The sequence below is a fragment of the Nocardioides jensenii JCM 1364 = NBRC 14755 genome, assembly GCF_001552535.1.
Taxonomy (GTDB): Bacteria; Actinomycetota; Actinomycetes; order Propionibacteriales; family Nocardioidaceae; genus Nocardioides; species Nocardioides jensenii.
The window spans coordinates 1-10,798 of sequence record NZ_BCRJ01000101.1 but is presented as its reverse complement, the minus strand read 5'-3'; the positions used below and the strand labels follow the sequence as shown (position 1 = coordinate 10,798).

Here is a 10,798-nt window from a genome sequence, read left to right as displayed (position 1 = left end):
CCGCCGGTGAAGCGAGATGCGAACGGCTCGGGCCTCGCGGCCCGGGTCGTGTCAGGCCTTGTCGTCAGCCTTGTCCTCGGCCTTGTCCTCGGCCTTGTGCTCGGCGTTGACGAAGCCCGCGGCCTCGGCGGCCTCGGCGCTCTTGAACCAGACCTCGGCGATGGTGCGGCCGTACCAAGGGCTCGACGGGGCGTGGAACTTCATCGAGTCCTTGTTGCCCTTGATCTCGAAGCCCTCGGGAGCCGAGTTGTCCTCGTTGGCCGGAGCCGAGTCGGGACCGAACTCGCCCTCGGTGGCAGCGGAGGTGTCGGCCAGCGGCTTGATCTCGGTCTCGGCGGGCGCCTCGACAGCAGTCTCGGCGACGGCAGCGGCCTCGGGGGCCTCAGCAGCGGCACCGGTGCCCTCGGCGGCCGGCGTCTCGGTCGCGGCGTCGCCGCCGGTCGCGTCGACAGCGGTCTTCGCGGCGTCACCCTCGAGGAGCTCGCGCTCCCACTCGGCCAGCGGCTCCGCCGTACCGCCGGAAGCGCCACCGTCGGTCTTCGCGCCGGAGCGGGCGATCAGGCCCTCGGCGACGGCGTCGGCGACCACGCGGGTCAGCAGGCCGACGGCGCGGATGGCGTCGTCGTTGCCCGGGATCGGGAAGTCGACCAGGTCGGGGTCGCAGTTGGAGTCGAGGATGCCGATGATCGGGATCCGCAGCTTGCGGGCCTCCTCGACAGCCAGGTGCTCCTTGTTCGTGTCGACGATCCACACGGCGGACGGCGTACGCGTCATCTCGCGGATGCCACCGAGGGTCTTGTCGAGCTTGGTGCGCTCCCGCTTCATCTGGAGCAGTTCCTTCTTCGTGCGGTTGGAGCCCGCGACATCGTCGAAGTCGATCTCGTCGAGCTCCTTGAGGCGGTTGATCCGCTGGTGCACGGTCTGGAAGTTGGTGAGCATGCCGCCGAGCCAACGCTGGTTGACGTAGGGCATGCCGACGCGGGTCGCCTGCTCGGCGATCGCTTCCTGGGCCTGCTTCTTGGTGCCGACGAACATCACGACACCGCCCTTGGCGACGGTCTCCTTGATGAAGGCGTAGGAGCGGTCGATGTAGGCCAGCGACTGCTGCAGGTCGATGATGTAGATGCCGTTGCGCTCGGTCATGATGAAGCGCTTCATCTTCGGGTTCCAGCGACGGGTCTGGTGTCCGAAGTGGACGCCGCTCTCGAGGAGCTGGCGCATGGTCACGACTGCCATGGTTCTTCTTCCTGTTGCGTGGCCCGCTCACCGCTGGTGCCCGCCTTCGGCTCCACTGTCTGCTGCTCAGGTCGCGGAGAGGCGGGGCCGGATTGCCGACCACTGTTGTTTTCAGTTCGTGCAGCCGACGGGTGCCGACTACCCTGACGCCGCGCGGCGCACCGATCCGGCCGGAGCCGGAACTGAGGTACGCCGCCCACGGGCACCCGGGGGTGCGTCGCGGTGTGCGAGCGTGCGAAGTCAATCCACGGATGGATTGCGTGGACCAGACTAGTTGATGGAGGGCCCGCCCGACCAATCGTGATGGGCACCGGGTATCGGGTCCACTGGCAAGCCACTTTTCGTCCACATGCGAGTCGGTGTCGAAGTTTTCCACAGTTGGCCCTTCTGCGGCTCCGGACCTCCCCGGATCCGCACAGGCTGAGGGCATGCGCATCAGGTTCCTCATCGCCCTCGTCACCGTGATCGTCCCCCTGGTGGCGGGCGGTGTCGTGACCAGATCCGCAGCCGCGAGCGACCGCCCCGACGGGGTCTGGCCGCTGGCTCCGCGCCCCGCCGTCGTGTCCGGCTTCGATCCCCCGGACACGCGGTGGGGTGCCGGTCACCGTGGCGTCGACCTGGCCGGATCGCCCGGTCAGCTCGTGCGCTCCGCCCTGTCCGGCACGGTCTCGTTCGCCGGGGTGATCGCCGGCCGCTCGGTCGTCGTGGTCTCCCACGGCGCCACCCGCACGACCTACGAGCCGGTGGTCGCGACGATCGCGGTCGGCACGCCCGTGGAGGCCGGCACGGCGATCGGGCGTCTCCAGCTCGGCGGCTCCCACTGCCTGCCGGCCTCGTGCCTGCACTGGGGGCTGATCCGCAACGCCGACGACGTCTATCTCGACCCGCTCGACCTGGTCGGCGCCGACCGGGTGCGCCTGCTGCCGTTCCACGGGCTGGGTCGGGAACGGGGCGACGCCCCAGGCACCTCCGGTCCGCCGGGTGGGGCCGACAGCGGACTGTTCCCCAGCGCTCGGCCACCGGGGTCGGGCATCACCGGAGTGCTACGATTGCTACGGCTGCCAGAGACCAGGCCGTGACAGTCATGAGGAGGGTCGACGTGGAGCGAATCCCCCACCGCCAACTGCGCAATCAGAGCGCCGAGGTGCTGCGGCGCGTCGCTGGCGGCGAGTCCTTCGAGATCACCAACCACGGCGAGGTGGTGGCCGTCCTGCGTCCGCCCACGTCTGACGACTTGTGGGAGTCCGAGATCATCAAGCCGGCCACGGCGGTCGAGCCGTGGACCCAGATCGAGCGCCACCAGATCTCGCGGCCATCTCAGGAGATCCTCGACGAGTTGCGAGAGGATCGGCTGTGAAGGTCTACCTCGACACCTCGGCCTTCATGAAACTCGTCTTCGACGAACCGGAGTCGGCTGCCCTCGTCGAGGAGTTGCACTCGAGAAGCTCGGGACGACGCATGTCCTCCATCCTCCTTGAGACCGAGTCGCGACGGGCAGCACTCCGCGCGGGCGTGCCGCAAGCCGACGTGACGACTGCCTTGAGCGGAGTCAACCTCGCCGACGCTCCGCGCTCCCTCTTCAGCGAGGCGGGACTGCTCCCGGGCGCCACGCTGCGGAGTCTCGATGCGCTCCACCTGGCCACAGCCCTCCACCACGGTGCCGACGTGCTGATCTCCTACGACGAGCGCCTCCTGAGCGCGGCGATCGATCACGGCCTGGTCACGTCGTCCCCGGCTTGATCCTGGATCGGGACCAATGGTCCCGGGCCTGCTACTCAGCCGGGGTGCCTGCGCAGCTCACCGATTCAACAGTCGATTCGCGACCCGTCCCACGGGCGTCCGGGCTGCCTTCCAATCGGGGTCGTGCACGGTCTTGATTCCGACACGCTCGTGTGTGGGCCGAACCACGGAGCCGCGTTCGAAGGCGATGATGCTGTCGTAGAAGTGCATCGACTTCGTCGTCCGGGTGAACTCGTCGACCTGGAACTTCCTCGGCTGTCGCGAGTGCCAGGCATTCAGCTGGTCAGAGAGGTTCTTGGCGTATTCGATGAACGTGCCGGGCTTGCGCACACCCCCGCCGAAGTTCTTCGGCCAATAGCTGGTGTGCAGGTCCTCGATCAGGAAGACGCCGTCCTCCGCCATGGTCGGGTAGATCTCCTCGAAGGTGTGGATCTGCTGATCGAACTGGTGCCCGCCGTCTTCGATGACGACGTCGACCGGGCCGATCTCGTCGACGATCGAACGCAGGAACTCACGGTCGGCCTGGTCACCGATGAAGATCTTGGAGCGTCGCCGTTCGAGTTCCTTGCACTTGGGGTTGATGTCGACCCCGTGGATCTTGGCGCCGCGACCGAAGTAGTCGCGCCACATCTCCAGGGAACCGCCCTGCGAGACCCCGAACTCCAGGACCACGGGCTTGCGACCGCGGAATCGTTCGAAGTGACGGTGATAGATCTCGAAGTAGTGGAGCCACTTGTGGATCAACCTCCCGTCTGAGTTGTTGCGGAAGTAGGTCTCGAGCGGGTTCTTGGAGTTGTCCACCGGCCCAACCTAACTGCCGAGCACGGCCCGCTCTCAGGCGCGTGGGTGTGCTTGCTTGTACGCCGAACGCAGTCGCTCACTGGTCACGTGCGTGTAGATCTGGGTGGTCGCCATCGATGAGTGTCCGAGCAACTCCTGCACAGTGCGTAGGTCGGCGCCGCCTTCAAGCAGATGGGTGGCGGCGGTGTGGCGCAGTCCGTGCGGGCCGATGTCGGGGGCTCCGGGCACGTCACGGATCCGCTTGTGGACCAGCGTGCGGACCGCGCGCTGGTCGATCCGCTTGCCACGTGCGCCCAGGAACAACGCCGGCCCTGCGCCTTCGACACGCACCTGCGCCCGGCCTTGCTCGAGCCAACGACGCAGGGCGAGGCGGGCAGGTTCACCGAATGGCACGACTCGTTCCTTGCGCCCCTTGCCCAGCACCCGGGCCACGTTGCGGTCGAAGTCGAGGTCGTCGACGTCGAGACCGCACAGCTCCCCCACCCGGATGCCGGTGGCGTAGAGCGTCTCGAGCATGGCGACATCGCGAATACCGATCGGGCTGCCGTCGTCGGCGAGCTCGGCGGCTTGTTCGACCAGCGCCCTGGCCTCGTCGGGGCGGAGCACGTCGGGCAACGGTCGGTGGGCCTTCGGTGAGACAAGCAGGCTCCCGGCGTCGGTCGCGGCCCGGTCCGTCCGGGCCAACCAGGCGGTGAAGACCCTCGCGGCAGTGGCTCGGCGTGCGATCGTCGTACGGGACTTGCCGACGGTCTGCTGCTTGGCCAGCCAACTGCGCAGGGTGCGCAGGTCGAGACTGGTCACGTCGTCGTGGCCGAGCCTGTGCGCGTGGTCGAGCATGGAGGCCAGGTCACCCAGGTAGGCGCGAACGGTGTGTGGCGTCAGGTCCCGTTCGGAGGCGAGGTGGCGCTCGTAGTCAGCGAGCACGCGCATCATCGCTTCGGGCAGGGCGTCGTCCATCTCAGTGAGTCTAGGTCTGACGAAGCGTCGGCTCCGGGAGGCGAGCCGCCAGGAGCCGGCCTGCTGAGAATCACTCAGTTCAGCCGATCGCCCGCGACCTCACCGAGCCTCGATGAGGGTGGGGCGACCTTCGACGACCTGGAGGGTGGTCTCCGGTCCGGACTTGGTCAGGCTGCCGGCGACCGGCAGCCACGCCCCGTTGCCGACGCGGTATGTCGCTCTCCACGTGATGTCGACTCGCGGGTGCAGGGCTTCGGCCCTCTTCGCGTAGTTGTGCACGTTGTAGGCCGTCATCGGCAGACGTTCCTCGTACTTGACCCCCGGCTTCGTGGTGGTGAACTGATCGCCGTCACCGGTCACCCAGGTGTACGAGATCGGACGGATCCGCAACTGGATGCGCTCCCCCAGCAGGTTCATCGTGCGCGTGAACGCGGCCGCCTCGGTGCGAAAGAGCGTCTCGAAGTTGACCAGCGTCTTGCCGCCCGGCGGTTGGATGATCGTCCTCGTCGTCGGGATTGCCGTATCCCGGAACGCCATCAGAGCGATGGCTCCCCAATCCGGGGCGGCTCCCGCGCCGCCTCCGCCACCACCGCCGGCTGCGCCGCACACCATGTTCGGGAGATGCTGTTTGTTACGCAGCGCCGTGCGGAGAATCTTGTCCTTCTCGGCGCAGGCAGGAGTCGACACCGTGGCCGATGGTTCCGCAGTAGTTCCCGCGGGGGGCGGTGGATCGGGAATCTCGTGACAGCGCTTGACCGTCATGTATCTGACGCTGCCATTGAAATACTCCGCAACCCTTACCTTCTCGCAGACCCAGCTGGCTGAAGAACGCTCCGGCACCGCCGTGGGAACTGCGACCAGGAGCACGAGCATCACAGTTACCAACCACTTGATCCTCATCCCATGAGCCCCAGGTCATTGATCTTCCATCGTCCCCGGACAAGCCTCAGAACAAAGAACCACTCGTTGGTCTGTGCCGGATACTTCGAAGGGGCACCGCTTGACGACTCCTTCCGCGTCCCTCCGGAAGATCGAACGAGCATGCGTATCTCGACATGATTGGCCGACTTGGGGTCGGCCAGGGTAAGCGTCTTGGGGACGTAGGCAGCCCCTCGGGGTCTCACGACGATGCCTTCACGGAAGTCGGACTCGATGTACCCGGCGAATTCGGCACACTGCTCGCACTTGGGAGTAGTCATGGCCCGAAGGCGACTGGTGTCACCCGTAACAGTTGCGCTGCTGAGGGCCTTGATCCAGAGCCTCGCCACCTTCTCGGCGCTGATCTCGGTCGCGGGCTTGTCCTCGGGCCAGCCACCCTTGGGCGGCTTGGCTGCGGACGGCGGCGTGTAGGTCGACGCGGACTCACTGGGTGACGATGTGAGGCTCGGCGTCTCCGACGGGTCGGCCGAAGGATCGTCGTCATCCGAACACCCCGCGAAGGTGAGCAGCGACGCGCACGTCAATCCGATGATCAGCCTGCGGAGCAATCGCATGTACCCGTCCTTCACCCGAGACGGCACCGGAACGGTGGTGCCATCCAGCACCGTATGACGAAGTGGACTCCCCAGAAAAGAGGGCGGCCGGCGCCTGTGGACAACGTCATGACCGGGCGCTCTCGCTCAACCGCCAGCCCGTCGGCTCGCGGGCGACGAATCCGTCGGACTCCAACTTGCTCAGCGCACGCGACACGTCGACCAGACTGATGCCCGCCGCACGCGAGATGGATTCGACGCCGGCCGGTGTGAGCACCGGCACCGCCTCGAGCACCTGAGCCTCACGGGAGCGGAGCTTGTCGCGGCGGCGTTCGGGTCCGCGGGGTTCCTCGAAGAGGTACTCACCCGAGGGCTTGATCAGCTCGAGCACCTCGGTGCCCTGGGAGACCAGCTCCGCGGCTCCGGAGCGGATCAGCTGGTGGCACCCCTCCGACTGGGGACTGGTCACCGGGCCGGGCACTGCCATGAGTGGACGGTTGAGCCGCGTCGCCCAGTTCGCCGTGTTCAGCGCACCCGACCGAGCAGCGGCCTCGACCACGACGGTGCCCCGCGACAGGCCCGCGATCAGTCTGTTGCGGGCCAGGAACCGGGTGCGCAGGGGCGACCCTCCGGGAGGCACCTCCGACACGATGGCACCGTGGTCGGCGAGATAGGCCAGCAGGCTCGCGTGCGCCGCCGGATAGGCCCGGTCGACGCCGCAGGCGAGCACCGCGACCGTGGCGCCCTGCGCCGCCAGGGCGCCACGGTGAGCGGCCTGGTCGATGCCGAAGGCTGCCCCTGAGACGACACACGTGCCCGAGTCTGCGGCGTACGCCGCGATGCCTCCGGCGACCTCCGTGCCGTACGTCGTGGCCGACCGGGAGCCGACCACGCCGACGGCGTCGCTGAGCACGTTGAGCCTCAGCGGACCCCTGATCCAGAGCCCCAAGGGCGCTCCACCACGCTCTTGGACCGGCTCACAGTCGTTCAATGCGTCCAGTTGCTCGGGCCACTCCTCGTCGCCCGGGATGACGTACCGGATCCCGGACCGGGTGGCGCGCTCGAGCTCGCGGGCAGGGTCGAGCCCACGCAGGCGTTCGGCCAGGTCACTGAGCACACCACCCTGGTCGCGGTCGTGGAGGAAGTGGTCATGCAGCGCGATGGCGCCGATCTCGTCCACCAGGCTGCGGATCCGCACGTTGCCGGGCTCTGCCAAGATGCACAGGGCCACGCGGGCCAAGCGTTCGTCGTGGGATGCGGTCATCCGGCCGCCCGCCTCGTCAGCGCCTTGGCGGGCAACGGCTGACTCGTGCGCAGGCCCAGCGCCGTCTCCAGCTCGACAGGACCTGGTCGGTCGACACCTGCCAGGTCGGCGACTGTCCACGCCAGGCGGTGCACGCGGGTGCCGCCGCGTCGGGTGATGGTTCCGGCGTAGATGGCCTCATCGAGCGCCGCGGCCGCCTCATCATCGAGCGGCCACTGGTTGCGCAGCAGGGGGCCCGGTGCCTGCCCGTTGACCCGCCACGACCGACCGGCGTACCGCTCGGACTGGACGCGGCGGGCCGCGGTCACTCGTTCGCGGATCTCAGCCGACGTCTCTGGCCGGTGCAACGGGTCACGGCCGATGTGCTTCGGGACGGGCGTGATCTGGCGGGTGATGTCGATGCGGTCCATGACCGGGCCTTCGAGCTTGAGACGGTATTCGCGCCGGGCGACCTCTTTGCAGGTGCAGCTGTTCTTGACCGGGTTCGGCGAGTAGTTGCCGCAGCGGCAGGGGTTGCAGGCCAGCACGAACATGCCGCGGGCGGGGTAGGTCGCAGTCTCCTCACCGCGCGCGATCGTGACCTCGCCCGACTCCAGCGGTTGGCGCAGTGCCTCGATGATGTCGTTGTTGAAGAGGGGGAACTCGTCCAAGAAGAGAACGCCGTGGTGAGCGCGGCTGATCTCGCCCGGACGGACCCGGCCGGTGCCGCCGCCGAGCAGGCTGACCCGCGAGGCGGAGTGGTGTGGCGCGAAGAACGGGCGCTTGGTCACCAGGCCTTGGTCGCCCTCGAGCACTCCGGAGAGCGACAGAACCGCGGTCAGCTCCAATGCCTCATCGAGCGCGAGGTCGGGCAGGATGCCGGGCATCCGCTCGGCGAGTGAGGTCTTCCCGGCGCCTTTCGGGCCGGTCAACATGATGTGATGCCCGCCGGCCGCGGCGACCTCCATCGCGTAGCGAGCGTCGTCCATGCCGATGATGTCGCCCATGTCGACCTCGTCGAGGCGACTGTCGCCCTGCCAGCTGAGCAGGTTGCCGGAGGTGTTGCAGTCCACCCGCGGCGCATCGGGAACCACCTGCCCCTGAAGCTCAGCGATCACCTGCGCCAGCGACCGGAAGCCGAAGACCGACATGCCGGGCACCAACGCCGCTTCAGCTGCCTGCGGCTCGGGCACGAAGACACGGTGGAAGCCGCGGGCCGAGGCCGCCATCGTCATCGCGAGTACGCCGGGGACCGTGCGCAGCCGGCCGTCCAGCGTGAGCTCTCCGATCAGGACGGTTCCCTCGAGCGCGTCGCGCAACGTGCTTCGTTTGTCGGCCGCGGCCAGCACGCCGACGGCGATCGCCAGGTCGAAGTGGGTACCCCGTTTGGGCAGGTCGGCCGGCGAGAGCAGGATCGTGACCCGCCGGGTCGAGGGCCATTCGAACTGGCTGTTGCTGATCGCGGTGCGGCAGCGATCGCGGGCCTCGTTGATGGAGGCGTCCGGACGGCCGACGAGGCTGGTGACCACGACACCCTGGGAGACGTCGACCTGCACATCGATCAGGTGACCGACAGCTCCCTCGAGCGCGACGCAGTGGGCGGTTGCGACCGGCATCAGCAGACCCCGGCCACGTGGTCGACGGTTGGTGACCCGGTCTGCGGAGCCACGATGCCGACGACGTCGAACCGGATGTCGCTGGCGTGCACGTCGTTGGTTGACATCCACGCGCCAGCCAATCGCCGCATCCGGGCGAACTTGCTCTGGGTGACCGCTTCCATCGGCGTGCCGTGGGAGACCGATCGCCGGGTCTTCACCTCGCAGAAGACGAGCGACGTGCCGTCGCGCAGGATCAGATCGATCTCGCCGTCAGGACACCGCCAGTTGTGGTCGATGAGGACCATCCCCCGATCGACCAGGTGCTTGGCCGCGATCGCTTCGCCGTAGGCGCCCAGCGCCTGTTGTCGTGCTGCCCGTGAACCCATGTCCTTGACCTCCTGGGCCAAGACTCCCGGGAGCTACAGACGGTCAGGGGCCGTACGACGGCACGCTGTGCAGATCTCGAACACGAATCTGCGTGTGGACGGAAAGGGGGCTCAGCCCACCAGCCGGGGACTGCCACAAGTTGGCCGAGGACGCTCCATTGAGACATCAGCGCCGGCAACCTTCAGGCCCAAGAGTTTGGCGAGAGGCCCCACGAGCGCCGTCGTCACTTGATCCACCACGTTATTGACCACCGGAGCAACCACTAGGTTGAGAGCCGAGGTGAGGCCCGAAGTGAGTGCCGAGATCAAAGGACCTTGAATAGGTACGATGAACTCCGGAAGGATCGAGACCTTCACCTTCGCCTGTCCCGTCAACCCGAGCGCTGTCGCACCCACGTGGTTGAGCACAACACCACTCCCATAGCTTTTGATGCCTCCGTAACTGTCATTAGGGATACGGAAGGAAACTGGGAATGCCGGTACCGGCGATTGTGCCGTCTTAGCCTCGAGCACGGTGCCGACGTTGTCCAACGTGACGACCGCACGTATCAACGCACCAAGAACCCCGAGCGGGAGATCCAGACCCGCCTGTCCACTAATGGACACGCTGGCCTTCACACTGATGGTGGACGCCAGCTCTGTTCGAAGTCTGAGGTCGATGCCTTCTGGGTCGGAAGCAGTGGCGCCCCCACAGACAATGTCAGCCAGTACTGCCTTCGCCTGCGCAAGGTCAACCTGAACAGAAATACCTGTGGCTGCACGGACGGTGCCGAGCGGTCCGAGATCTAAATCCATGTCGAGGAGCTTGCCCGTGATGTCCAGCTCGGTCTGAGCGCTACGGGCCTCGGCTCCCTGGATGCCGCACTGCTTCTTGGCCGCTTCGATGACCTTCAGCTTGGCGTCGAACCCGGTGTTGATGCCAGGTACCACCACGTGCAGTCCAGGGATTGAAACCAGGTTGCTGCCGTTCGCCAGCATCGCTCCGCCGGTCACCAGGTCGAGCAGGTTCAAGCCGACCTGGCCAGCCGATGCACCGCCTGCTTCAACCCCGACCAGATCGCCGAGCTTGATCTTGTCTACAGCATCCACGGCGAGAGCAAGTTGGTTGAGAGTCACCGCGACGTCATTGCGGTTGTCCCGTTGAGCAACCACAGCAGCTGCCTTCAACAAGTCCCGCAGACTCAGATTCGCGGCGAGTAGTTCGTCGACGGTTCCGACGTTGAGCGACGAGACATTCACCAAGTCGAGCAGGGAGACCTGCGCAGCGGCCAGTCCCTGATATCCCACCAAGCCGAGATTCACACTGGAGCCGAACAAACCAGAAAGAAGGGGATTGAGCAGCGCCGAATCCTTCGTGTTCAACCC

General features: G+C 66.9%; 12 protein-coding genes. 3 read left to right on the top strand and 9 right to left on the bottom strand.

Annotated features, from left to right (window positions below; genetic code table 11):
• Positions 1–51: 51 nt before the first annotated feature.
• A complete protein-coding gene (gene rpsB / locus NJ4_RS20425; protein ID WP_322787640.1) occupies positions 52–1,236 on the bottom strand; it encodes a 30S ribosomal protein S2, sunset domain variant in 1,185 nt (394 codons plus the stop codon).
• A 428-nt stretch (positions 1,237–1,664) separates the two neighbouring features.
• Between rpsB and NJ4_RS25300 the strand changes: the two genes are divergently transcribed.
• The 3 genes from NJ4_RS25300 to NJ4_RS20410 are packed head-to-tail and all read left to right on the top strand — an operon-like array spanning position 1,665 to position 2,976.
• Positions 1,665–2,315: a M23 family metallopeptidase gene (locus tag NJ4_RS25300; RefSeq protein WP_082748957.1), complete on the top strand. Its 651-nt coding sequence runs from the start codon at positions 1,665–1,667 to the stop codon at positions 2,313–2,315.
• A gap of 20 nt (positions 2,316–2,335) precedes the next feature.
• The gene (locus NJ4_RS20415; protein WP_169799302.1) at positions 2,336–2,593 is read left to right on the top strand and encodes a type II toxin-antitoxin system Phd/YefM family antitoxin; all 258 of its coding nucleotides are present in this window, start codon (positions 2,336–2,338) and stop codon (positions 2,591–2,593) included.
• Complete coding sequence (locus NJ4_RS20410) at positions 2,590–2,976, top strand: type II toxin-antitoxin system VapC family toxin (RefSeq protein ID WP_217996935.1); 387 nt, start codon at positions 2,590–2,592, stop codon at positions 2,974–2,976. The genes NJ4_RS20415 and NJ4_RS20410 overlap by 4 nt, the downstream gene beginning before the upstream one ends.
• A gap of 57 nt (positions 2,977–3,033) precedes the next feature.
• Here the strand turns inward: NJ4_RS20410 and NJ4_RS20405 are convergent, their stop codons facing one another.
• From NJ4_RS20405 to NJ4_RS26070, 8 genes are all read right to left on the bottom strand, one after another.
• Positions 3,034–3,777, bottom strand: coding sequence for a class I SAM-dependent methyltransferase (locus NJ4_RS20405; protein WP_067439637.1), 744 nt, complete (start codon positions 3,775–3,777; stop codon positions 3,034–3,036).
• Between the two features lie 33 nt (positions 3,778–3,810).
• Positions 3,811–4,734, bottom strand: a complete 924-nt coding sequence (locus NJ4_RS20400) for a tyrosine recombinase XerC (RefSeq protein ID WP_067439634.1) — start codon at positions 4,732–4,734, stop codon at positions 3,811–3,813.
• A gap of 99 nt (positions 4,735–4,833) precedes the next feature.
• Positions 4,834–5,496 (bottom strand): hypothetical protein, encoded by a 663-nt coding sequence (locus NJ4_RS20395; protein ID WP_157551254.1) that lies wholly within the window; start codon positions 5,494–5,496, stop codon positions 4,834–4,836.
• Positions 5,497–5,630: 134 nt separating this feature from the next.
• Positions 5,631–6,227: a DUF6318 family protein gene (locus NJ4_RS20390; RefSeq protein WP_157551253.1), complete on the bottom strand. Its 597-nt coding sequence runs from the start codon at positions 6,225–6,227 to the stop codon at positions 5,631–5,633.
• Between the two features lie 106 nt (positions 6,228–6,333).
• On the bottom strand, positions 6,334–7,470 hold the full coding sequence (gene dprA, locus NJ4_RS20385; protein ID WP_067439627.1) for a DNA-processing protein DprA: 1,137 nt from the start codon (positions 7,468–7,470) through the stop codon (positions 6,334–6,336).
• Positions 7,467–9,065, bottom strand: coding sequence for a YifB family Mg chelatase-like AAA ATPase (locus NJ4_RS20380; RefSeq protein ID WP_067439626.1), 1,599 nt, complete (start codon positions 9,063–9,065; stop codon positions 7,467–7,469). The genes dprA and NJ4_RS20380 overlap by 4 nt, the downstream gene beginning before the upstream one ends.
• Positions 9,065–9,433 carry a YraN family protein gene (locus NJ4_RS20375; RefSeq protein WP_067439622.1) on the bottom strand — a complete coding sequence of 123 codons (369 nt, stop codon included), beginning with the start codon at positions 9,431–9,433 and terminating at the stop codon, positions 9,065–9,067. The genes NJ4_RS20380 and NJ4_RS20375 overlap by 1 nt, the downstream gene beginning before the upstream one ends.
• 111 nt (positions 9,434–9,544) lie before the next feature.
• Positions 9,545–10,798: hypothetical protein (locus tag NJ4_RS26070; RefSeq protein ID WP_217996934.1), on the bottom strand; the 1,254-nt coding region annotated here is incomplete at its 5' end.

Excerpts from the sequence above, each read along its gene's own strand:
- NJ4_RS20395 (WP_157551254.1), bottom strand. The coding sequence starts at position 5,496 with ATGACGGTCAAGCGCTGTCACGAGATTCCCGATCCACCGCCCCCCGCG.
- NJ4_RS25300 (WP_082748957.1), top strand. The coding sequence starts at position 1,665 with ATGCGCATCAGGTTCCTCATCGCCCTCGTCACCGTGATCGTCCCCCTG.
- NJ4_RS20380 (WP_067439626.1), bottom strand. The coding sequence starts at position 9,065 with ATGCCGGTCGCAACCGCCCACTGCGTCGCGCTCGAGGGAGCTGTCGGT.
- dprA (WP_067439627.1), bottom strand. The coding sequence starts at position 7,470 with ATGACCGCATCCCACGACGAACGCTTGGCCCGCGTGGCCCTGTGCATC.
- rpsB (WP_322787640.1), bottom strand. The coding sequence starts at position 1,236 with ATGGCAGTCGTGACCATGCGCCAGCTCCTCGAGAGCGGCGTCCACTTC.
- NJ4_RS20375 (WP_067439622.1), bottom strand. The coding sequence starts at position 9,433 with ATGGGTTCACGGGCAGCACGACAACAGGCGCTGGGCGCCTACGGCGAA.
- NJ4_RS20390 (WP_157551253.1), bottom strand. The coding sequence starts at position 6,227 with ATGCGATTGCTCCGCAGGCTGATCATCGGATTGACGTGCGCGTCGCTG.
- NJ4_RS20400 (WP_067439634.1), bottom strand. The coding sequence starts at position 4,734 with ATGGACGACGCCCTGCCCGAAGCGATGATGCGCGTGCTCGCTGACTAC.